The organism is Acidovorax sp. 94 (assembly GCF_003634645.1).
GTDB lineage: Bacteria > Pseudomonadota > Gammaproteobacteria > Burkholderiales > Burkholderiaceae_C > Acidovorax > Acidovorax facilis.
Map to the genome: position 1 here is coordinate 4,935,967 of NZ_RBJA01000001.1, position 21,082 is coordinate 4,957,048.

20 protein-coding genes are annotated in these 21,082 nt (G+C 66.1%); 6 read left to right on the forward strand and 14 right to left on the reverse strand.

What is annotated here, in order from left to right:
- Nucleotides 1-59 precede the first annotated feature (59 nt).
- The 10 genes from C8C94_RS22730 to gspG all read right to left on the reverse strand — a co-directional run bounded on the left by C8C94_RS22730 (nucleotide 60) and on the right by gspG (nucleotide 10,067).
- Entirely contained in the window at nucleotides 60-1,448 is a 1,389-nt protein-coding gene (locus tag C8C94_RS22730; RefSeq protein WP_121422318.1) for a GspE/PulE family protein, read from the reverse strand.
- Between the two features lie 13 nt (nucleotides 1,449-1,461).
- The gene (gene gspD / locus C8C94_RS22735) at nucleotides 1,462-4,074 is read right to left on the reverse strand and encodes a type II secretion system secretin GspD (protein ID WP_158603840.1); all 2,613 of its coding nucleotides are present in this window, start codon (nucleotides 4,072-4,074) and stop codon (nucleotides 1,462-1,464) included.
- Nucleotides 4,075-4,078: 4 nt separating this feature from the next.
- On the reverse strand, nucleotides 4,079-4,888 hold the full coding sequence (gspN, locus tag C8C94_RS22740) for a type II secretion system protein N (protein WP_121422320.1): 810 nt from the start codon (nucleotides 4,886-4,888) through the stop codon (nucleotides 4,079-4,081).
- A gap of 28 nt (nucleotides 4,889-4,916) precedes the next feature.
- Nucleotides 4,917-5,474: a type II secretion system protein GspM gene (gene gspM, locus C8C94_RS22745; RefSeq protein WP_121422321.1), complete on the reverse strand. Its 558-nt coding sequence runs from the start codon at nucleotides 5,472-5,474 to the stop codon at nucleotides 4,917-4,919.
- Complete coding sequence (gspL, locus tag C8C94_RS22750) at nucleotides 5,471-6,739, reverse strand: type II secretion system protein GspL (RefSeq protein ID WP_121422322.1); 1,269 nt, start codon at nucleotides 6,737-6,739, stop codon at nucleotides 5,471-5,473. Before gspL ends, gspM begins: the two co-directional genes overlap by 4 nt.
- An 82-nt stretch (nucleotides 6,740-6,821) precedes the next feature.
- On the reverse strand, nucleotides 6,822-7,808 hold the full coding sequence (gspK, locus tag C8C94_RS22755; protein WP_121422323.1) for a type II secretion system minor pseudopilin GspK: 987 nt from the start codon (nucleotides 7,806-7,808) through the stop codon (nucleotides 6,822-6,824).
- Between the two features lie 128 nt (nucleotides 7,809-7,936).
- On the reverse strand, nucleotides 7,937-8,614 hold the full coding sequence (locus C8C94_RS22760) for a type II secretion system protein J (protein ID WP_233573549.1): 678 nt from the start codon (nucleotides 8,612-8,614) through the stop codon (nucleotides 7,937-7,939).
- Between the two features lie 82 nt (nucleotides 8,615-8,696).
- Entirely contained in the window at nucleotides 8,697-9,083 is a 387-nt protein-coding gene (gene gspI / locus C8C94_RS22765) for a type II secretion system minor pseudopilin GspI (RefSeq protein WP_055398542.1), read from the reverse strand.
- Nucleotides 9,080-9,595: a prepilin-type N-terminal cleavage/methylation domain-containing protein gene (locus C8C94_RS22770; RefSeq protein WP_233573550.1), complete on the reverse strand. Its 516-nt coding sequence runs from the start codon at nucleotides 9,593-9,595 to the stop codon at nucleotides 9,080-9,082. The genes gspI and C8C94_RS22770 overlap by 4 nt, the downstream gene beginning before the upstream one ends.
- Nucleotides 9,596-9,626: 31 nt before the next feature.
- Nucleotides 9,627-10,067: a type II secretion system major pseudopilin GspG gene (gene gspG, locus C8C94_RS22775; protein ID WP_121422325.1), complete on the reverse strand. Its 441-nt coding sequence runs from the start codon at nucleotides 10,065-10,067 to the stop codon at nucleotides 9,627-9,629.
- Nucleotides 10,068-10,139: 72 nt separating this feature from the next.
- On the opposite strand from gspG, the gene C8C94_RS22780 reads away from it, so the two are divergent.
- Nucleotides 10,140-10,595 (forward strand): type II secretion system protein N, encoded by a 456-nt coding sequence (locus C8C94_RS22780; RefSeq protein WP_121422326.1) that lies wholly within the window; start codon nucleotides 10,140-10,142, stop codon nucleotides 10,593-10,595.
- A 31-nt stretch (nucleotides 10,596-10,626) separates the two neighbouring features.
- Here C8C94_RS22780 and C8C94_RS22785 read toward each other — a convergent pair whose 3' ends face one another.
- From C8C94_RS22785 to ilvA, 3 genes are all read right to left on the reverse strand, one after another.
- Nucleotides 10,627-11,208 carry a histidine phosphatase family protein gene (locus C8C94_RS22785; RefSeq protein WP_370449770.1) on the reverse strand — a complete coding sequence of 194 codons (582 nt, stop codon included), beginning with the start codon at nucleotides 11,206-11,208 and terminating at the stop codon, nucleotides 10,627-10,629.
- Entirely contained in the window at nucleotides 11,199-12,005 is an 807-nt protein-coding gene (gene cobS / locus C8C94_RS22790; protein ID WP_121422328.1) for an adenosylcobinamide-GDP ribazoletransferase, read from the reverse strand. The genes C8C94_RS22785 and cobS overlap by 10 nt, the downstream gene beginning before the upstream one ends.
- An 83-nt stretch (nucleotides 12,006-12,088) precedes the next feature.
- Nucleotides 12,089-13,651 (reverse strand): threonine ammonia-lyase, biosynthetic, encoded by a 1,563-nt coding sequence (gene ilvA / locus C8C94_RS22795; protein WP_121422329.1) that lies wholly within the window; start codon nucleotides 13,649-13,651, stop codon nucleotides 12,089-12,091.
- A 356-nt stretch (nucleotides 13,652-14,007) separates the two neighbouring features.
- On the opposite strand from ilvA, the gene C8C94_RS22800 reads away from it, so the two are divergent.
- Nucleotides 14,008-14,457, forward strand: a complete 450-nt coding sequence (locus C8C94_RS22800; RefSeq protein ID WP_055398537.1) for an OsmC family protein — start codon at nucleotides 14,008-14,010, stop codon at nucleotides 14,455-14,457.
- A 191-nt stretch (nucleotides 14,458-14,648) separates the two neighbouring features.
- On the opposite strand, the gene coq7 is transcribed toward C8C94_RS22800, so the two are convergent.
- Entirely contained in the window at nucleotides 14,649-15,266 is a 618-nt protein-coding gene (coq7, locus tag C8C94_RS22805) for a 2-polyprenyl-3-methyl-6-methoxy-1,4-benzoquinone monooxygenase (RefSeq protein WP_121422330.1), read from the reverse strand.
- Nucleotides 15,267-15,581: 315 nt separating this feature from the next.
- Here coq7 and C8C94_RS22810 point away from each other — a divergent pair, with 315 nt between their 5' ends.
- The 4 genes from C8C94_RS22810 to C8C94_RS22825 all read left to right on the forward strand — a co-directional run bounded on the left by C8C94_RS22810 (nucleotide 15,582) and on the right by C8C94_RS22825 (nucleotide 21,076).
- Nucleotides 15,582-16,634 (forward strand): porin, encoded by a 1,053-nt coding sequence (locus C8C94_RS22810; protein WP_121422331.1) that lies wholly within the window; start codon nucleotides 15,582-15,584, stop codon nucleotides 16,632-16,634.
- Between the two features lie 362 nt (nucleotides 16,635-16,996).
- Nucleotides 16,997-18,577, forward strand: coding sequence for an ABC transporter substrate-binding protein (locus C8C94_RS22815; RefSeq protein ID WP_121422332.1), 1,581 nt, complete (start codon nucleotides 16,997-16,999; stop codon nucleotides 18,575-18,577).
- Between the two features lie 152 nt (nucleotides 18,578-18,729).
- Entirely contained in the window at nucleotides 18,730-19,710 is a 981-nt protein-coding gene (locus tag C8C94_RS22820; protein ID WP_121422333.1) for an ABC transporter permease, read from the forward strand.
- A gap of 148 nt (nucleotides 19,711-19,858) precedes the next feature.
- Entirely contained in the window at nucleotides 19,859-21,076 is a 1,218-nt protein-coding gene (locus tag C8C94_RS22825) for a M20 aminoacylase family protein (protein WP_121422334.1), read from the forward strand.
- Nucleotides 21,077-21,082 lie beyond the last annotated feature (6 nt).

The window sequence follows — 21,082 nt, forward strand, 5'->3', positions numbered from 1 at the left end:
GCTTATCTATTAAGCGCTAGTTGCTATTAAAATAATATCAAACTGGCCTCTGCGGCTGGCTAGTCCCGCGTCACCCGCAGCACTTCCTCGCGGCTGGTGATGCCTGCTGCAATCAGCCGTTCCCCATCCTCGCGCATCAGCGCCATGCCGTCGGCCAGCGCGGCGGTGCGGATGTCGGCTTCGGACGCCTGGTTGTGGATTTGCGCGCGGATCGCGTCGGTGGTCACCAGCAACTCGAACACACCGGTGCGGCCCGTGTAGCCCGTCTGGCCGCAGTGCTCGCACCCGCTGCCGTGGCAATGGCTGCAGTATTTGCGCACCAGCCGCTGGGCCAGCACGCCGAGCAGGGACGACGACAACAGGAACGGCTCCACCCCCATGTCGGTCAGCCGCGTGACGGCGCTGGCTGCGTCGTTGGTGTGCAGCGTGGCCAGCACCAGGTGGCCCGTGAGTGAGGCCTGGATGGCGATCTGTGCGGTTTCGAAGTCGCGGATTTCGCCGATCATGATGATGTCCGGGTCCTGGCGCAGGATGGCGCGCAGGGCCTTGGCAAAGGTCAGCTCGATCTTGCTGTTGACCTGCGTTTGCCCCACCCCGGGCAGCTCGTACTCGATGGGATCTTCCACCGTCATGATGTTGTTGCGTGTGGCATCGAGCCGACCCAGCGCCGCATACAGCGTGGTCGTCTTGCCCGAGCCGGTGGGCCCTGTCACCAGGATGATGCCGTGCGGCTGGCTGATCAGCCCCTCGAAGCGGCGCAGCGTCTCACCCTGCATGCCCACGGCTTCCAGGCTAAGTTTGCTTTCGCTCTTGTCCAAGAGGCGCAGCACCGCGCGTTCGCCATGGGCGCTGGGCAGGGTGGAAACGCGTACGTCGATGGCGCGGGTGCCCAGGCGCAGGCTGATGCGGCCGTCCTGCGGCAGGCGTTTCTCAGAGATGTCCAGGTCGGCCATGATCTTCAGGCGCGAGATCAGCGCGGCGTGCAGTGCGCGGTTGGGTTGCACCACCTCGCGCAGGGTGCCGTCCACGCGAAAACGCACGCTGGAATGGCGCTCGTAGGGCTCGATGTGGATGTCGCTCGCGCCGTCGCGCGCGGCCTGCGTGAGCAGGGCGTTGAGCATGCGGATGATGGGTGCGTCGCCAGCCGATTCCAGCAGGTCTTCCACGGCGGGCAGCTCCTGCATCATGCGCGAGAGGTCCGCGTCGCTCTCGACCTCGCTCACCACGGTGGCGGCGCTTGATTCGCTGTGCGAATACACGGCGCTGATGCGCTGGGCCAGGGCCGGGGCGTCCAGCGGCAGCAACTGCTGCACCGGGTGTTTGCGCAGCACTTCGGACAGCGCACCGGCGTCGGGGTGGGGGCCATGCCACAGCACCAGCTGGTGGCCGTCGTCCTCCAGCAGCAGCTGGGCGGTGCGGGCAAAGGCGTAGGGCAGGGGGTGGCGCATGGGCGTGGGTCCGTCAGAGCGCCTTGGGCGAGACCGTGGCGTTGAGTGCCAGACTGCGCACGGTGGCGGCAGCGGCGTTGGCCGCATCTTCGGTGTTGTAGGGGCCCACACGCACGCGGGTGAGCGTGCCCCGGTTGGTGTCTACCGCCTGGATGGACAGGGGCAGTGCCGTGCTGCGCAGCTTGGTCATGGCGCTGCGCGATTCCGCGTCCTTGCCGAACACGCCCACGTTCACGTAGTACAGCGGCGCGGGGACCTGCGCCTGGGCCGTGGGGCTGGACTGCTCCACAGGCGCGCTGCTTTGGGGAGCGGTACCCGGTGTGGGTGGGGGCGGCGCTACAGGGGTGAGCTGCTGCATGGGAACGGGCACCGGCGCGGCGGGCTGCACAGGCATGGGGCTGGCGACCGAAGGCGCCCGCTCGGGCAGCGAGGGAAGGATGGGGGCGCCAGAGACCGACTTCATGACGGTGCTGGCGGCGGGCTGCGTGGCCTGCTGCAGCGCGCGGATCGCTTCGTAGCGGTCCATCATCAGTGCGTCGCTGGTGGCGTTGTCACGCACCACAATGGGGCGCAGGAAGACCATGAGATTGGTCTTGTTGCGCGAGCGGGTTTCGCTGCGGAACAGGTTGCCCACCACCGGCAGGTCGCCCATCACCGGCACCTTGTCCTGGCCTTGTTGGTAGCTGTCTTCCAGCAGGCCGCCGATCACGATGATGCTGCCGTCGTCCACCACCACGTTCGACTCGATGGAGCGCTTGCTGGTGCTAGGGCCGTTGGCATTGCTGAGGGTGGCGGTGTCGATCTTGGACACCTCCTGGTAGATCGCCATCTTCACCGTGCCGTTTTCGCTGATTTGCGGACGCACCTTGAGCATCAGGCCCACGTCCTTGCGTTCCACGGTCTGGAACGGGCTCACGGTGCTGCTGCCCGTGGTGTTGGCGTACGAGCCGGTGACGAAGGGCACGTTGTTGCCGATGATGATGCGCGCTTCCTCGTTGTCCAGCGTCATCAGGTTGGGAGTGGAGAGCACGTTGGCATCGCCGCTGTTCTGCAAAAAGTTGGCCAGTGCGCCCAGGTAGTACTGGCCGTTGATGCGTGGCGCCAGCGCCAGGTTCATGCCCTGACCCAGCGTGCCCGCCGCCGTGGCGATGCTGGATGCATTTCCTGTCGCCAGTGCCGCAGTGATGCCCAGGATGTTGGCGCCCGCCTGTCCGGAATTGGTGCCGATCACGCCCACGGTGCCATCGCCTTGTTTGCCCAGGATGCCTTGCCACTGGATGCCGAACTCGGCGAGCTTGTTGGCCGAGACTTCCACGATCAGGCTTTCCACCAGCACCTGTGCGCGGCGTCCGTCGAGTTTGTCGATCACTGCACGCAGCTGGCGGTACAGGGGCTCAGGCGCCGTGATGATGAGCGAGTTGGTGGTGGGGTCGGCCTGGATCTGGCCGCCCGTGGACGGCTGGTTGTTGTTGGTGCTGCTGGTGCCCATGCCACTGCTTCCCGAGCCCAGTCCCCCACTGCTGCCACCTGATAGACCGCTGCCTGTGGACAGCATGTTGCCGCTGGTGCCGCCACCGCCCAGGCCTCCACTGGGCGCGGCCGGTGCGGCGCTTGCGCCCGCGCTGCCACCGCCCGTGTTGCCGGTGCCGCCCATGGCTGCCATGGCGGCACGCAGCGTGGTGGCCAGCTTGGTGGCGTCGGCGTTCTTCAGGTACACCACATGGATGTTGCCGGTGGACGCACTGCTGCCGGGCGCAGGCGCCTGGTCCAGCTGTGCCACCAGCGCGCGCACCTGGGCCACACGGGCCGGGTTGGCGGCGCGCAGGATCAGCGCGTTGCTGCGCGGCTCGGCAATCAGCGTGGTCTTGAACGAGGTGTCCGCCTGCCCCTGTGCGGCGACCGGCGCGGCACCGCTGCCCCCGTCGATCAGGCGCGCCACCAGGGGTGCAAGGTCGGTGGCGACGGCGTTGCGCAGCGGGATCACTTCCACATCGCTGGCGTTGGAGACATCCATGGCCGCCACGATGCGCGCCAGGCGCTGCAAGTTGTCCGCGTAATCGGTGATCACCAGCGAGTTGTTGCCGGGGTTCACGTTGATGGTGTTGTTGGGGCTGATCAGCGGGCGCAGCACGGGCACCAGATTGGCGGCGTTTTCAAAGTTGAGCTTGAAGATCTGGGTGACGATCTGACCGCCACCGGGCGCGCTGCCAGAGCTGCCCTGCACCACGCTCACGCTGCCGCCTTGCAGCTTGGCGTCGGCCTCGGGCACCACCTTGTACAGGCCTGCAGCCTCCACCACCGTAAAGCCCTGCAGCCGCAGCGCGGCCAGGAACTGCTGGAAGGCGGCGGCGGGCGACACGGCGCGTTCGGTGACCAGGTTGAGCTGGCCCTTCACGCGCGGGTCGACCACCACGTTGCGGCCCGTGATGGTGGCCATGGTGCGGGCCACGGCTTCGATCTCGGCGTTGGCGAAGTTCAGGGTGACGGGCTCGCCGGCGCGCACGCTGCCGGTGCCGGTATCAATGGCGGTTTGGGCAATAATTTGGCCGCTCGCGCACGCCAGTAGTGCGCTAGCTGCTATTGCTTTAAGAGCAAAACCCAGACGTGGTGACAACAAGGAGTTCATAGGTTCAACCCATGGTGATGATGGAGCGCGCGCCGTTGCGCCGTCCAATGATGTTCAGAAGATTCGACAGGGCGGCTTCGCGCTCGGGGGTGGCGCTGGCCTCGCCCGCAAAGCGCAGCCGGTTGCCCACCCACTGGCCGGTGCCGTTGAGCTGCAGGTGCCCGTCCAGCGTGCTCAGCGTGAGCGTGGGCGCCTCGCCGCCCTGCACCGCAAGGCGGTAGCTGCCCATGGGGCGCAGGGTGGACAGGCGGGACGACATGGCCCGTGCATCCAGCTGCACCTGGCCTGCCAGGGACATGCGTCCGGCACTCCAGCGCATGGTGAAGCCACGGGTCTGCAGCGCCAGCTGGCCCTGGGGCTGCAGCGTGTTCCAGGGCGTGCCCAGCCCGGTCAGCACGGAGGCCGGCCACAGGCTCTCGCCGTCGATGATGGTCAGGCGCGTACCGGACCAGCCGGCACTCGCCTGCAGTCGCAGGGGTGTAGGGGTGCAGCAGCTGGCATTCAGTTGCGCGTGCAAGCCACCCCAGCCGGGGCGGATGCGCCAGTCCAGGCGGCTGGGCAGGGCGGCGCTGTCCTGGCTGGCCGAGCCCCCCGTCAGCACCAGTTGGGCCGAACCTGTCCAGACCGTACCGCGTGCCTGCAGCAACTGTACCTGTCCGCCCGTTGCGCTGGCGACGCTTTGTGCCAGCCAGTGCGCGGGTGCAAACGCCACCACGGCGGGCACTATGCCCGCCACAGCGCCGACCAGCGCCCAGCCCCATGCGCTGCGGGGAGTGCGGGGTACGGGTTTTCGGTGTCGTGAGGAGGTGGCCACGGGAGAGAGCGTCTGTGCGGGGGCTGATTCAGGGCTGGGCAGGCGGCAGGGCCAGCACCAGGGTGCCGTCCCAACGTGGCATCGCCGTGGCCGCGTTGCCCAGTTTGACCGGTGCCGGGGCGTTGGGCGCGGAGCCTGCAGGGGCAGCGCTGCGCGTCAGGCGCGCCTCCACCGGGGCGGCGCGGGCGTTGCTGCGTGCCTGGGCCAGCCATTGGGCCAGCGCATCGGCGGGAGCGCCTTTGAGCGTGACGGTGGCGCGGTCTCCCACCACATTGAGCTGGGCCGTATTGCCCAGGCGCTGTGTGAGCGCGGTACGCAGCGCACCGACGGAATCGCCGCGCGTGTTGCGCGGGGCCGACTGCAGCTGCTGCGCTTCGGCGCGCAGGCCTTGCATGCTCTGCAGCTGTGAGTCCAGCTCGGCATGGCGCGCGGGTGCGGCGCGCAACGTGGACAGGGCCGGGGCCACGGCCAGCCACCACAGCAGGGCAAACGCGACGAGGCCACCTGCGGCCAGGACCAGGGTCTGCTCACGGGGGGCCAGGGCCTGCCAGCGGGCGCGCAGGGCGGGAGAGGTGATGACAGTCATGGTGTGCCTTCAGCGCGCAGCAGCAGGCTGCCGTCGTCCAGCCGGGCCCGGTAGCCCGCAGCCTGCAGGCGGGCCGAGAGCACGGTTTCTTCATCGGGGGCCAGCGTGACGCCGCGCAGGCGCAGCTCGCCGGGGGCGTATTCGATGCCCGTGGGCTGGCGGCCGCTGGGGAGGGAGGCTCCGGCGGCGGCAAGCAGGGGCTCCAGGTCGCGGGCCGAAACGGCGCCGGCCGCCTGCCGCAGCTGGGCCAGTTCGCGCTCCATCTGCACCGGGGCATCCACCACGACTTGCACTTTGGGGAAGGTCTGCGTCAGCGTCGACCGCACGGCCGCCTGTTTGGCGGCCAGCGCCTTGCGCTCCTGCCAGGCCCAGGCATTGAGCCCCACCAGATGCGCCACCACCAGCAGTGCTGCGCCCCAGCGCGCTGCGCGCCACTGCGGGGCGTTCAGCAGTGCGCTGGCCAGGCTGCCCGCCTTGCGCAGCGCCCGGGTGCGGCCGGTGCTGGCCAGATCGAACTGGGCCAGATCCCAGTCGCCACGCGCTGAGTCCAGCGCCCGCTGGCTGGCCGTGTGCAGAGCCACGCGCTGGCCCAGCGTGCGCTCTGCCAGGGCCGCGACCGCAGGCTCGGCGCGCACCACGGGCGCATCGTCTCCGTCCGTGGCCGCATCCTGGGGGAGCCCGGCACGGGCCAGCATCACGGAGGCAATGGACAGGGGCAACACGGCCACCCCGTGGTCGGCGCCCTGCCCAGTCAGCACCACGCAGGCGTCTTCGGGGGTGCCCAGGGCGCACAGCTCGGGGCGGCCACTTTGGGTGGGGCCGGGGGCGAATTCAGGCACGACACGCGACACGCGGCGACCAGCGGCTTCCAGGGCCTGCAGGTTGTCGCGCAGCCAGGTGCGGTCGCACACCGCCACCCACACGGGTTCTCCGGGATTGGCATCCGGCTGGATGGCAAAGTGCAGCTGCGATGCGTCGTCGAGCAGGCGGTCTTCAAGCAGACCCTCCAGCACCGACCGCAGGCGCGGTGTCTGCTGGCCCGCGCCCAGTGCCAGGCCGGGCGGCAGTTGCACCCGTTGCCAGGACAGCGCCCGGGCGGGCACCACGGCCACCACTTCGCCGCCGGGGCGCGTGGGTTCGGGCAGCAGCGCGGCCGGGGCAGTGGCGTGGCGAAGGGCAGTGTGGCCGTCCGCCGTCAGCGTGTAGCTGTACTCGGTGGCCGGCCCCGGACGGGCCGGCGGCAGGAAAAGGATGAGGGTGCTCATGGACAGGTTTTGCGGGCCATTTTAGGGGGCGGGCTTGACAGTGCGGGCCGAACCTGCGGATGTGTTGCAGATGTGTCAGATTTCAGCGCTGCGCCTCCCGAGCGCCCGGGGCGGTTTCGCGGTCAAAAGCACCCCGTTCGCGCCACAGTGTGGTGACCTCGATGCCCTGTTTGCGCACCAGGGATCGCTCGTCCACCATGGCATCGCCCAGGCGCAGGCGGCCGCGCACCTCAAAGTACGAAGAGGCCACGGCATGGGCGCCTTCATTGATGTCGATGCTGGCACCCAGCAGGTCGCGCACCTCGCTGAGCGTGCGGAAATGCCGGGCCTCGCGGGCCTGCAGCATCTTTTGGGCGCTGGCCATGTCCAGGCCGTCGATGGCGGCCAGCAGCACGTCGATGTCGGCGGTGTTGAGGTTGACCGGCGCGCGCACGGGCAGCAGCGTCACGTGGGACGCCAGGCGGGCCACGGTGGTGGGCGCCAGGCCCAGCCAGCCCAGTTGCGACATGGTGGGGGGCAGCAGCGGGGCGTTCGTGCTGTCGGTGCCGGTGGTGGCCTGCGCGCGCCGCAGGGCGTCGGTGAGCAGGCTCAGCTCCTGCAGCGGCAGGCCCAGGCGCTCGAACAGCCGCGTGAACTGCCGCAGTGCCAAGGTCTGAACATTGCCGTTGTCGACCAGGTTGGTCAGATTCAGGCGGCCCTGCATGTCCGAGATCTGCCCCGACAAAAAGGCCTCGGTGGTGTCGGTGGTGGCGTCGTCCACCTGGCTGACGTTCTTGTCGGCCGCGAGAAAGGTGGACAGCCGTGCCTCCTGCAGCGGCACGGCCCAGGGCTCGGCCAGGTGGTCCGCACCGCCCGAGCGCCCGTCTTCGCGCAGGATCAGGCGAGACCAGTCGAGCGCGCCGACCAGAATCCAGGTGGACTGCACGCGGCCGCGCTCGGCCGTCTCGACCTCGACCGCGCGCCATTGCTGCCACATGGACGCCGCTGCAAAGGTCGCCACGAGGGTGACCGTGAGCATGGCCAGCAGCAGCGCCGCACCGCGTTCCCTGCGGACCGGGCGTGGCCCCATGTGGAATCCCCGTGGGGCGCTGTGAAACTGGCGCGGCCCAGACCAGTGCCACCGTGGAGCTGGCTTTGCCAGGCCACCGATTGCGTCTCCTTGGGGGGAGGCGGCGCAGCCGCTCAGGGGGGGGCTGATCATGTCCGACCCCCACCCAGCACGGGGTTCACCCAATCGCGTGTGAGCCGCCCCACCAGGGCCTGACCGGGCGGCAGGGTGATCTGCAGGCGCACGCCGTCGGGGATGGCCGAGGTGCCCACCGGGGTGGTGCCACTACTGGACAGCGGATTGGACCACGCACCGCCCCGGTAGTAGAAGATCTGCCAGTCCTCCAGCGGCAGCAGCGTCATCTCATGGCGCCGCTCGGCGTCGCCCGGGCTGCGCGCCCACTGCGCGGCCAGCTGCCACGCCTCCTGCCATTCGGCGCGCGTGCGCACCGGGGGCGACTGCCAGCGCATCCACTGGCCCACACCCTGGCCGCCCCGGCGCGTCCAGGCCACCACCAGGGCGCCCTCGTCGGGCACTGCGCTGGTGCGCCGCGTCAAACGCAGCACCTGGCCGTCCCAGTCGAGCGGCGTGGTGTTGGCAATGGGCAGCAGTGCATCCAGGTCCGTGCCCCACTGGCCCAGGGCAGACTGCAGCACCAGCATCTCGTCGGCCCGCTGGCGCGTGATCTCCTGCGCCCGCACCATCCCATCCAGCCCCCGCCAGCTCAGGATGGCCAGCAGGCTCATCACCGCAATGGCCAGCAGCAGCTCCACCAGCGTGAAGCCGCGCGCGCCTTTCAAATCCGGCGCGGCGCGAGGCCAGTGCACCCGTGGAACTGGCTCTGCCAGGCCACCGGGTGCGTCCCCCCCAAGGGGGGAAGGCGCGAAGCGACTCAGGGGGGACATCTGGTCAATACCTTCCGATGATGGTCGAGATGCGCAGGATCGAGTTGTCGCCATCCAGCACCTGCGCGTCCATCCGGCGAAAGCTCGGGTTGGGCGTGGGCCGCACGATCAGGGCCACGGTGAGTTGGCGCCCGGCCTGTTCGCAGGTGACCTGGCTGTCGCCCACGCTGGGCATCTGGCGCGACAGGCGCGCATAGACCAGTTCGTTCTCGGCGCACAACTGGGCCAGCACGATGTCTGACTGGCGCAGCGCGTTGCGTGTGAGCGCCGTGGTGGCCTGCAGCCCTGCCATCAGTGCAATAGCCACGATGCTGAGCGCCACCAGCACCTCCACCAGCGTGAAGCCGCGCTGCCGCCTGCAACGGCGTTGGGGGGGCAGGGTGGACTTCATTGGACGGTCTCGACGGTGAAGGGGCGCACCCCGTCGGTGGCAATGCGCAGCGTGCGCTCGGGATAGACCTGGTGGGTGATCAGCACCTGCTGGGGGCCAATGAGGGGCTCTGGCCCCAGCACCAGCAGCGTGGGCGCGCGCACCGTGGTGCCCGCATCCAGCCACTGGCCGGGCATCGCCGCCAGTGCGCTGGGCGGCAGGCCCTCGAACCGGAACCCTCCGGCATCGGCACGCCAGCGCACGGGCATTCCCCCGGCGCGCGACTGCGCACGCGCAGATTCCAGCAACGCCGCCAGCCGGGCTGCCTCGCGCTCGACCAGCGTCTGCCCGCTGTCGCGCATGGCGATGCTCACACCGGCGGTGGCCAGGGCAATGATGCTGATGACCACCAGCAACTCAAGGAGGGTGAAGCCCCCCTGAGCCGCCGCGCGGCTTCCCTTCGGGGGGGAGATGCCGAGGGCCTGGCGAAGCCAGTTCCACGACATCCCTGGCCGAGGGAGCGCCAGCTTCATGGAGCAGGGGTCTGTCGCGAAGAGCCGGTCGTCATTGCCAACTGCCAATATCAGCATCCTTGCCTTCACCGCCCGACTGCCCATCGGCGCCGAACGACATCACGTCGATCTCGCCCTTGATGCCAGGGTTCAGGTACTGGTACGGACGGCCCCAGGGGTCGTTGGGCAGTTTTTCGAGGTACAGCTTCCAGTTGTTGGGCACGGGGCCCGAGCTGGGCTTGACGATCAGCGATTGCAGGCCTTGCTCGGCCGTGGGGTAGCGCTGGTTGTCCAGGCGGTACAGCTTGAGCGCCTGCATGATGTTGGTGATGTCGGTGCGGGCAGCGGTCACGCGGGCGTCGTCGGCGCGTTCCAGCACATTGGGCACGATGAGGGCGGCCAGCACGCCGATGATGACGAGCACCACCATCAGCTCGATGAGGGTGAAGCCACGGGCCACGTTCGTGGCCAGGCGGTGGCGGGCGGAGCGCAAGAGGAGGGGGAAAGAAGTGTTCACTGCTGGCGGTCTCTCGGATGGTCGAATCGCGTGAATCATAATCCCCGCATGGTGACCAATACGTACAGCAAATGGGGCGTCCGCCTGGGGACTCTGGCGCTATGGGCCGCCGCAGGCGCCAGCGTGGTTTTTTGGGGGCTGCGCCTGTCGGCCCCTGCGGCCGGAGCGGCTGCGCCCGTGGTGCTGCCACCCCCCGTGGCGCCCGATGCGCAGGCTCTGGCCCGGCTGCTGGGGGCTGCGCCCGCTGCCCCGGGGGTGGTCGCAGCCGCCCCGGTGGCAACACTGGCCAGCCGCTTCTCTCTGATCGGGGTGCTCTCGGGCCGCAACAGCGGGGGCGGCGCCGCGCTGATCGCGGTGGATGGCAAACCCGCCAAGCCGTTCCGCGTGGGTGCCGCGGTGGATGACGGGCTGGTGCTGCAGGCGCTGGGTCCGCGCCAGGCGCAGCTGGGGCGCGATGCTGATGGCCCCGCCACGCTGACGCTGGACATGCCGCTCAAGCGTTGATGCTTGATGCCGGGGCAGGGGGCTCCGGCTCCTATCCCAGTTCGATCCTCTCCCACTGGCCCCAGCCCGGCGCGGCAACGGGCCATTCTTCCGAGCGCGGCAGCACGCCGTTGCCGTGCGCCTTCAGCCACGCCACGCTGCGGATGACCCCGGCGTGGGTGATCCACACCACATCCTGTGTGGCCCCGGGGTCGTGGTCCTGCAGCGCAGCCGCCACGCGGGCCAGCACCGCCGTCAGGTTTTCCCCCAGGCCAGGGCGGTAGCTCGCGAAGGCGGCCGTCCAGGCGTCGATGTCGCTGCGGGCAATGGACTCCCAGGCCTGCCCCTCCCAGCTGCCAAAGTCCATTTCGCGCAGGCGGGCGTCGGGTTTTGATGCCAAATCGGGCCGCAGCGCTTGAAGCTCTTGCGCAAGCTGCTCGCATCTTTGTAGCGTGGAGTGAATCACCCGCGCCTGGGGTGGCACCGCGGCGGCCAGGTGTTCTGCGGCAGCGCGCGTGGCGGCGGGGTCGGCGGGGATGTCCAGCGCCCCATAGCAGGTGCCGGGTGCCACCAGCGGCTGGGCGTGGCGCACCAGCCAAAGGCGAGTTTTGGGGGGGGCGCCGGTCACATCCAGCGCAAGGCCAGCGCCGCGCCCAGGTAAAAGCCGATTTCGCTGACCTGCTGCGTGGCACCCAGGCAGTCGCCGGTAAAACCCTGCAGCCTGCGCGCGAACCAGCGGGCCATCCAGGCGGCGGCAAGGGCGCTGCAGAGTACAGATGCTATAAAATAGATAGCTGATTGCGCTTGATAGACAAGCGCTAGCGGCATAAAACACCACAAAAATGCCGCCAGCAGCGCGCCGCCCGAAATCTGGTCGGCCAGCGGTTTGCTTTTGGACCGGGCGGTGTCGCCCACATGCGGCAGGCTGCGCACGATGAGCAGCGGCCAGAAACGCGACAGCACATGCGCCCCCACCAGCGCGGCCACGGCAGCCAGCAGGCTGTGGGCCCCCAGCAGCGCCAGCAGGCTGAGCTTGGCCAGCAGCGCCAGCACCAGCGCCATGGCCCCGAAGGCGCCGATGCGCGAGTCCTTCATGATGTCGAGTGCCCGCTCGCGATCTGCGCTGCCGCCCAGGCCATCGGCCACATCGGCAAGCCCATCCTCGTGAAAGCCGCCGGTCATCAGCACCGTGGCGATGGTGCAGAACACGGAAGCCACGGCCGGGGCCAGCGGGTTGGGCGCCAGGGCCCAGTGCAATGCGGCATAGACGCCCGTGGACAGCAGCGCGGCCAGCCAGCCAATGCCCGGAAAGTGCGCCGCGCTGGCCCGCAGCATGGCGGGGCTGTAGCCGACCCAGTCTGCCAGCCGACCAGTGACCGGGATTCGGGTGAAAAACTGCACGGCCAGCAGATAGTGGCGCAGGGCTTGCATGGGTTGGCTGGGGCTATGTCAGATTTGATAGCTGCCAGCGCTTGATGGATAAGCGCTGGAGGCCAATTTGGCCCATATTCTGGTTACTTGGATCGCAGGAACAGCCGGTAGGCCGGGTTCAGCGTCTCTTCCACATACGGATAGCCCAGCGTGGCCAGGAAGGCGTCGAACGTGGCGGCGTCTTCGGGCGGCACCTGCATGCCCACGAGGATGCGGCCATAGTCGGCGCCCTGGTTGCGGTAGTGGAACAGGCTGATGTTCCAGGTCGGCTGCATCAGGCTCAAAAACTTGAGCAGCGCGCCGGGCCGCTCGGGGAAGGTGAAGCGCATCAGGCGCTCGTCCTGCGCGAGCGCCGAATGCCCGCCCACCAGGTGGCGCAGATGCTCCTTGGCCAGTTCGTCGTGCGTCAGGTCCAGTGCCTCGAAGCCGTGGCGGCCGAAGTTCTTGGCGATTTTCTCCGACTCGCCCTTGCCATTGGTGGTGATGCCCACGAACACATGGGCCTGGGCGGCATCGCTGATGCGGTAGTTGAACTCGGTCACGTTGCGCGGGCCACCCGGCAGGCCGCCCACCACCTCGCAAAAGCGGCGGAAGCTGCCGCGTTCTTCGGGGATGGTGACGGCCAGAAGCGCCTCGCGCTCCTCGCCCACTTCGGCGCGCTCGGCCACAAAACGCAGGCGGTCGAAGTTCATGTTGGCGCCGCACAGGATGGCGGCATAGGTTTCGCCCTTGGTTTTCTTTTCAGCAACGTACTGCTTGATGGCCGCCACGGCGAGAGCCCCTGCGGGTTCGACGATGCTGCGCGTATCCACAAAGATGTCCTTGATGGCGGCGCAAACGGCGTCGGTGTCCACCGTGATGAATTCGTCCACCAGGCCGCTGTGGGCGATGCGGAAGGTCTCCTCGCCCACCAGCTTGACGGCGGTGCCGTCCGAGAACAAACCCACGTCGGCCAGCGTCACGCGCTCGTGCGCCTTGACGGACTGGATCATGGCGTCCGAGTCGTTCATCTGCACGCCGATCACCTTGATCTCGGGCCGCACGGCCTTGATGTAGTTGGCCACGCCTGAGATGAGCCCGCCGCCGCCAATGGCCACGAACACGGCGTCGAGCTGGTTGCTGCCCAGGCTTTGCAGCTGGCGCAGGACCTCCATGGCGATGGTGCCCTGGCCGGCAATGACGTCCGGGTCGTCGAACGGGTGCACGAAGGTCAGGCCCTGTTCCTTCTCCAGCTTCACCGAATGGCCGTAGGCATCGGAATAGCTCTCGCCAAACAGCACGACCTCGCCGCCCAGAGTCTTCACGGCGTCGATCTTGAGCTGCGGCGTGGTGGTGGGCATCACGATGACGGCGCGCGTGCCCAGCTTGTGGGCGCTCATGGCCACGCCTTGCGCGTGGTTGCCGGCCGAGGCGCAGATCACCCCGCGTGCCAACTGCTCGGGCGTGAGGTGCGCCATCTTGTTGTAGGCACCCCGCAGCTTGAAGCTGAACACGGGCTGCTGGTCTTCGCGCTTCAGGAGTACCTTGTTGTGCAGGCGGCGGCTGAGGTTCTTGGCGGGCTCCAGCGCCGACTCCACCGCCACGTCGTACACGCGGGCAGTCAGGATTTTCTTGAGGTAGTCGGCGGGGGTGAGGTGCTGGGTCATGGCAGGGCAGGTGGGCCGCCACGGGGCAGCGGCGGGGGTCCACATCATAGGGCGTCGGTTTTTTGGGGGGCGATGCGCCGCTGAGGGAAGCTATCGAGGCCAGTTCAGCCAAAAAAAAGCCCCAAGCCGTGAGGCCTGGGGCTAATCCATCCTTTGAGGAGATGGAGGAGACAATCGGTGCGGGACAAGTGCCGAAAACCGGGCTTCTTGCCATCTGCCTTTTCCATCCAGAAAAAGCAGCGCTTAGTGGAAGTTTAGCGCGAGTCTTGTTGCATTGCAGCAAAATCAACACCAAATTTTTATTTCGCCGGGCCATTCCGTGCGAAAAAAACCACGCACCAAAAAGGAGATACACCATGGAATGCACAGTCAGCTGGACCGGAGGCACAGGAACCCGTTCTGGGATGGGTTTTGTGGCAGAAACCGGCAGCGGCCACGTTTTGACTATGGACGGCGCGCCCGATGCCGCCAATCCGGCCAACGGCGGGCTGAACCTGGCGCCCCGGCCCATGGAGACCGTGCTGGCCGGCACAGGCGGCTGCACGGCCTACGACGTGGTGCTCATCCTCAAGCGGGGCCGTCACGATGTGCGCGGCTGCAGCGTCAAGCTGACCACCGAACGCGCCCAGACGGACCCCAAGGTGTTCACCAAGATCCATATGCATTTCACCGTGACCGGCAAGGGTATCCCGCCCGCTGCGGTAGAGCGCGCGATCGCCATGAGCCATGACAAATACTGCTCGGCCAGCATCATGCTGGGCAAGACGGCGGAGATCACCACCGGGTTTGAAGTGGTCGAAGCATGAGGTAGACCTCCCCCTGAGTCGCCTGCGGCGCCTTCCCCCCCTCTCGCTGTGCGGGAGGGGGCCGCACCCGGTGGCCTGGCAAGGCCAGTTCCACGGCGTCTGCTGGCTTGGGCTGCGCCAGTTTTTGAGGTCGTCGCGCGCGCGATGCACCCTGGCGCACGCGGTCAGTGCGTGCGCAGTGCGGCCAGTGCTCAGAGGTAGTGCGCGGTGGTGGTCATCACCTTGGCTGCTACCTTCATCGCCGCCCGGGCCGGGGGCGGCAGTTCCAGCGCTCCGGATGCCCGTGCCTGGGCGGCATGGCGCTCCTCGTCGTCCTTCATTCGGGCCACCACGGCCCGTGAGGGCAGGTCTTGTGCGGGAAGCCGTGCGAGGTGGCTTTGAAGGTGCGCCGCCACCTGATTTTCCGTTTCCGCCACAAAACCCAGACTTGCCCGGTCGCTGACCTTGGCAGCGACCAGCCCCAGCGCGAAGGCGCCCGCAAACCACAGGGGGTTCAGCAGGCTGGGCCGGGCGCCCAGCGCGTCCAGGCGCTGCTGGGTCCAGGCGAGATGGTCTGTTTCTTCGCGGGCGGCCTCCAGCAGGTGGGCTTGGAGCGCGGGGTCGCGCGTGATGGCTGCCTGCGCGGTGTACAGGGCTTGTGCGCAGACTTCGCCCACGTGGTTGACACGCATCAGCGCCCCCGCCAGCTTCTTCTGGGTGGGGTCGAGCGCTCCTTCGTCCATGCCGCGCGCCGGCGTGGGCTCGGATGCACGGGGTGTCGCAAAAAGTGTGCGCAGTGCGGTGTCAGCCGCAATTAGCAAAGAGTCCATGGAGGCTTTCAGGTTGGCAAGAGCGCAGAAACACAATTTTCACTTGGATACAAATCTCAGGCGCTGGCAGGAGCTGCTACAGGGCGCAGCAGATCGATTTTGCCGGGGTTCATGGAAATGTTGCAACACTGCAACGATTTTTCCCTTTCGGGTCGATTGTGGGTGAATTCCTTTGCGAAACCTGGCCGGGTCTGGTGCAATAAGAGCAACTTCCCCACCAGGAGGTTGGCCCGGGGAACCGGCGGGACTGTGCAGGTGCTTTCACCATAGACCCCCCGTACCGGAGCCCGATGTTTAACCTTGGAGTAACTCGCAATGAAAAAATCCCTGATTGCCCTGGCTGTGCTGGCTGCTTCCGGCGCTGCAATGGCTCAATCGTCCGTAACCCTGTTCGGTATCGTTGACGCTACCTACGCATACGGTTCCGGCAGCGTCGCCAACAAGTCCCAACTGACGAACTCCGGCTACAACAGCAGCCGTCTGGGCTTCCGCGGTGTTGAAGATCTGGGTGGCGGCATGTCCGCTTCGTTCTGGCTCGAAGCTGGCGTGAACAACGACAACGGTTCCGGTGGCACCACCAGCACCAACAACCAAGGCGCAAGCGGCGTCACCGGCGGTGGCGGCTTGACCTTCAACCGTCGTTCGACCGTCAGCCTGAACGGCGGCTTCGGTGAAGTGCGTCTGGGCCGTGACTACACGCCCCAATTCTGGAACCTGACCGTGTTCGATCCGTTCGGCACGAACGGTGTTGGCACGACCCAAACCCTGAACTCCAGCCTGGGTGGCCCAACCACCGTGCGCGCTTCGAACTCCATCGGCTACTTCCTGCCTGGCAACCTGGGCGGTTTCTACGGCCAAGCCCAGTACTACATGGGTGAAAACCTGAGCAACGCAGCCAACAAGAAGGACGGCAACGGCCTGGCTCTGCGCGCTGGTTACGCCAATGGCCCCATCAACGTGGCTCTGGCTTTCTCTGACACCAAGTTCCTGTCGGGCAACATCAAGGCTGTGAACCTGGGCGGTCAATACGACCTGGGCGTGGCCAAGATCATGGCTCACTACAACCAAGACGACGTCAAGGGCGGCGCTGAAGGTAAGGGCTTCCTGATCGGTGGTCTGGTGCCCGTGGGCGCTGGCGAAATCCGTCTGGCTTACTCCACCTACAAGATCGACCAAGTTGGTGCTGACCCACGTTCGAACAAGATCGCTCTGGGCTACGTGCACAACCTGTCCAAGCGCACGGCTCTGTACGCTACGTACGCTCACGTGAGCAACAAGAACGGCGCTGCTCAGTCCCTGAACGGTTCCGTGACTGCTGCTGGCGACAACTCCAACGGCTACGACTTCGGTATCCGTCACAGCTTCTAATATCGAGACTGGCTTCTGGCCAGTTACCGGTATCAAAGCTAAAAAAGCCGCCTTCGGGCGGCTTTTTTTTTGTCTGCTGATTTGTGCTTGGTGGTTGGTTGTGCGGACTTCCTGCATGTAACTCCGGGTACATCCGCCCTACGGATCGGTCGGTTGATGTCGGGCAATGGCGTCCTTCGCACTGTCTCCGAGGTTTCTTCCTCTTGTTTGCTTTGGTGCAGATTCTTGGCACCATCCTTGCGTGCTGCTTCCCTACAAAATCAGCCCTTAGAGGCCCTTCGTAGTGCCCGGGATTCAGGGATTTCCCGTTGGCTATAGAGCAACCTTTACTGCATAGTAAAACTTTTATTCAAGAGGGTTCCATGAAACTCAAATACAGTCTTTTGTCGGTGGCTGCGGCCGCTGCACTGCTTGCAGCGCCAGCCCTGCATGCCAAGCCCTTCAAATGGGCAAGCCAGGGGGAAATCGCGACCTGGGATATCCATTCCCAGAACAACGCGCTCCAGAATGGCATCCATGCGAATGTGTATGAAAGCCTGGTTTACTACAACAGCAAGACCTTTGACGTAGAACCCGTGCTGGCAACGGCCTGGAAAGAAATCAGCCCCACGCAGGTGCGTTTCACCCTGCGCCAAGGCGTGAAGTTCCATGATGGCTCGGCCTTCACCGCCGACGATGCGGTGTATTCGCTGCAGCGCGCGATGGCCAAGACATCGAATTTCACCCCCTACATCCAGGGCATCAGCAAGATCAACAAGGTGGATGCGCAAACCATCGACGTCATCCTGACCGCACCCAACCCTGTGCTGCTGCGCCAGATGACCGAACTGCGCATGATGAGTAAGGCCTGGGCGGAAAAGAACAAGTCGGTCGAGCCCAAAGACATCAAGGGCACCGACGAAAACTTTGCCCACCGCAATGCCATGGGCACCGGTCCTTACACGCTGGAATCGTGGCAGCCTGATGTGAAGATGGTGTTCAAGCGCAACCCCAACTGGTGGGGCAAGATGGACGGGAACGTGACCGAAATCGTCTACACCCCGATCAAGTCTGCTGCCACACGCATTGCAGCCCTGCTGTCGGGCGAAGTGGACATGGTGCTCGACCCCACTCCCCAGGATCTGGGCCGCTTGCGCGCCAGCCCCGACCTCAAGGTGATTGACGGCATTGAGAACCGCACCATCTTCCTGGGCATGGATCAATTCCGCGACGAACTGCCAGGCTCCAACATCAAGGGCAAAAATCCGCTCAAGGACGTGCGCGTGCGCAAGGCCCTGTACCAGGCGATTGACGCAGAAACCATTTCCCGCAACATCATGCGCGGCCTGGGCAAGCCCACGGGCACCATCGTGGCCCCACAGGTGGCGGGTTATACCGAGGCCGTTGGCAAGCGGTTCCCCTATAGCGTTGAAGCCTCCAAGAAGTTGCTGGCCGAGGCTGGTTACCCCGATGGTTTTGAGGTGGACTTTGCCTGCCCCAACAACCGCTACATCAATGACGAAGCCATCTGCCAGGCCGTGACCGCCATGTGGTCGCGCGTGGGCGTGAAGGCCAAGCTGCGCACGCTGCCCCTGGTCAATTACTTCCCGATGATCCAGCGCTACGAAGCCAGCATCTACATGCTGGGCTGGGGAGTGCCGACCTTCGATGCGCTGTACAGCCTGCAATCGCTGGTCCGCACTGTGGGCCAAGGTGGTGACGGCAACTACAACGTGGGCCGCTACAGCAACCAGCGCATGGACTATCTGGTGGACCGCATCAAGGCAGAAACCGATGCACCCGTGCGCGCCCGCATGCTGACGGAAGCGCTGCAATTGTCCAACGACACCGTGTCCCACATTCCTCTGCATGACCAAGTGATCCCATGGGCCGTGAAGAAGAACATTGAACTGGTTCACCGCGCGGATAACCGCGTGGACATGCGCACCGTCAAGGTGAATTGACCGGTGCGTGACACACTGAGAGCAAGGGCCCCGAGGCCCTTGCTTTCTTTGTTTTGCTTTCTGGTCCGGTTTGACGACCGCATATTGCCTGCCAGCGCCCTGCCATCAAAAGTGGCTGTGGCGTTCCCATCGAACACTCAATCGACTCTCCGATGCTCGCCTTTATATTGCGCCGCCTGATACAGGCTGTGATTGTCATGGTCACGGTGGCCTTCATCTCCTTCATGCTGTTCCAGTACGTGGGAGACCCTGTGGTGTTCCTGCTGGGCCAGGACGCCACCCCCGAGCAGATCCGCGAACTGCGCGCCTCGCTCGGTCTGGACAAGCCCTTTTTCGTGCAGTTCTGGCATTTTTTGGTCAACGCAGCCCAGGGCGAATTCGGCCTGAGCCTGCGCCAGGGTGCCAAGGTTTCGCGACTGATTGCAGAGCGCTTTCCCGCCACACTGGAGCTGGCTTTGGTGGCTGCTTTCCTGGCCCTGGTCATTGGCGTGCCCATGGGCGTGTATGCAGCCCTCAAGCGCGGCACCTTCACAAGCCAGCTGTTCATGACCATCTCACTGCTGGGCGTGTCGCTGCCAACGTTCCTGATCGGCATCCTGCTGATCCTGGTGTTCGCTGTCACCCTGGGCTGGTTCCCCAGCTTCGGGCGCGGTGAAGTGGTACAGATGGGATGGTGGAGCACGGGCCTGCTCAAGGCCAAGGGCTGGCACCACATCACGCTGCCTGCCATCACGCTGGCGATTTTCCAGCTCACGCTGATCATGCGGCTGGTGCGCGCAGAAATGCTGGAGGTGCTGCGCACCGACTACATCAAGTTCGCACGCGCCCGGGGCCTGTCCAATCGCGCCATTCACTTCGGCCATGCGCTCAAGAACACGCTGGTGCCCGTGATGACCATCACCGGCCTGCAGCTGGGTGGTCTGATTGCCTTCGCCATCATCACCGAGACCGTGTTCCAGTGGCCCGGCATGGGCCTGCTGTTCATCCAGGCCGTGACCTTTGCCGACATTCCGGTGATGGCCGCCTACCTGTGCCTGATCGCCTTGATCTTTGTGGTGATCAATCTGGTGGTGGACCTGTTGTATTTTGCGGTCGACCCTCGCCTGCGCGTAGGCAAGGCAGGAGGGCATTGAATGAACTCCCCCCTGAGTCGCTTCGCGCCATCCCCCCAAAGGGGGGACGCTCCCAGCGCGGCGGGGCGGCCCTTGCGCGGGAGCGCTGGCCTGGGCCGCGCCGGTTTTGCCGGCTGCTGGCGCTGCACGAGCTTTCGGGGCGCCTGACATGCAGTCGCTTCGATACAAAGCCGGAGGCCGGGCGTTTGCGCACATTGCGCAGTACCACCCCGAGCTGACCGCACTGCGCCGGGACCTGCATGCCCACCCTGAGCTGGGTTTCGAGGAGATCTACACCAGCACGCGCGTCAAAGAGGCTCTGAAGCTCTGCGGCGTGGACGAGATCCACGACGGCATTGGCCGCACGGGAGTCGTGGGCGTGATCCGCGGCCGCAGCACCTCCAGTGGCAGCATGGTCGGCCTGCGTGCCGACATGGATGCGCTGCCGCTGGCCGAGCACAACGATTTCTCCTGGAAGTCGTGCAAGCCCGGCCTCATGCATGGCTGTGGCCACGACGGCCACACCGCCATGCTGGTGGGGGCTGCGCGCTACATGGCCGAGACCCGCAACTTCGACGGCACAGCCGTGCTCGTGTTTCAGCCGGGCGAAGAAGGTTTTGCTGGCGCCCGCGTCATGATGGAAGACGGGCTGTTTGACCGCTTCCCGGTGCAGTCCATCTACGCCATGCACAACTGGCCCGCGATGAAGCCCGGCACCGTGGGTATCAACTCCGGCCCCATGATGGCTGCGGCGGATCGCTTCACCATCGAGATCACGGGACGCGGAGGCCACGGTGCCCATGCCTACCAGACGGTGGACGTGCTGGTTGTGGCCGCGCACATCATTACGGCCGCGCAAAGCATTGTCTCGCGCAATGTGCGCCCCATTGAAAGCGCCGTGGTCAGCATCTGCGCCGCACAGGCTGGCGACCTGGGGGCCTTCAGTGTGCTGCCGGGCTCTGCCACCCTGGTGGGCACCGTGCGGACATTTGATCCGGTCGTGCAGGAGATGGTGGAAAAACGCCTCAAGGAGCTGTGCAACGCCATCGCCCTGGGCTTTGGCGCCACGGCCACGGTGCACTACGAGCGCATCTACCCGGCCACGATCAACAGCGAAAGCGAAGCCATCTTTGCTGGCGACGTGGCCGAATCCCTGCTGGGTGCCGACCATGTGGTGCGTGACCTAGAGCCCAGTATGGGCGCCGAGGACTTCGCCTTCATGCTCCAGACCCGCCCCGGTGCCTATCTGCGCATCGGCCAGGGCACAGGGGCCAGTGGCAGCGCCTTGCACAACAGCCGCTACGACTTCAACGACGACATCCTGCCCCTGGGCTCAGCGCTGCACGCAAGCCTTATCGAGCAGGCCATGCCTTTGGCGGCAGCTTGAAGCACC

Excerpts from the sequence above, each read along its gene's own strand:
- C8C94_RS22810 (WP_121422331.1), top strand. The coding sequence starts at position 15,582 with ATGAAAAAATCCCTGATTGCCCTGGCTGTGCTGGCTGCTTCCGGCGCT.
- C8C94_RS22820 (WP_121422333.1), top strand. The coding sequence starts at position 18,730 with ATGCTCGCCTTTATATTGCGCCGCCTGATACAGGCTGTGATTGTCATG.
- cobS (WP_121422328.1), bottom strand. The coding sequence starts at position 12,005 with ATGCAAGCCCTGCGCCACTATCTGCTGGCCGTGCAGTTTTTCACCCGA.
- C8C94_RS22770 (WP_233573550.1), bottom strand. The coding sequence starts at position 9,595 with ATGAAGCTGGCGCTCCCTCGGCCAGGGATGTCGTGGAACTGGCTTCGC.
- gspI (WP_055398542.1), bottom strand. The coding sequence starts at position 9,083 with ATGAAGTCCACCCTGCCCCCCCAACGCCGTTGCAGGCGGCAGCGCGGC.
- gspD (WP_158603840.1), bottom strand. The coding sequence starts at position 4,074 with ATGAACTCCTTGTTGTCACCACGTCTGGGTTTTGCTCTTAAAGCAATA.
- gspL (WP_121422322.1), bottom strand. The coding sequence starts at position 6,739 with ATGAGCACCCTCATCCTTTTCCTGCCGCCGGCCCGTCCGGGGCCGGCC.
- C8C94_RS22815 (WP_121422332.1), top strand. The coding sequence starts at position 16,997 with ATGAAACTCAAATACAGTCTTTTGTCGGTGGCTGCGGCCGCTGCACTG.
- coq7 (WP_121422330.1), bottom strand. The coding sequence starts at position 15,266 with ATGGACTCTTTGCTAATTGCGGCTGACACCGCACTGCGCACACTTTTT.
- C8C94_RS22780 (WP_121422326.1), top strand. The coding sequence starts at position 10,140 with ATGGTGACCAATACGTACAGCAAATGGGGCGTCCGCCTGGGGACTCTG.
- gspM (WP_121422321.1), bottom strand. The coding sequence starts at position 5,474 with ATGACTGTCATCACCTCTCCCGCCCTGCGCGCCCGCTGGCAGGCCCTG.
- gspK (WP_121422323.1), bottom strand. The coding sequence starts at position 7,808 with ATGGGGCCACGCCCGGTCCGCAGGGAACGCGGTGCGGCGCTGCTGCTG.
- C8C94_RS22825 (WP_121422334.1), top strand. The coding sequence starts at position 19,859 with ATGCAGTCGCTTCGATACAAAGCCGGAGGCCGGGCGTTTGCGCACATT.
- ilvA (WP_121422329.1), bottom strand. The coding sequence starts at position 13,651 with ATGACCCAGCACCTCACCCCCGCCGACTACCTCAAGAAAATCCTGACT.
- C8C94_RS22730 (WP_121422318.1), bottom strand. The coding sequence starts at position 1,448 with ATGCGCCACCCCCTGCCCTACGCCTTTGCCCGCACCGCCCAGCTGCTG.
- C8C94_RS22800 (WP_055398537.1), top strand. The coding sequence starts at position 14,008 with ATGGAATGCACAGTCAGCTGGACCGGAGGCACAGGAACCCGTTCTGGG.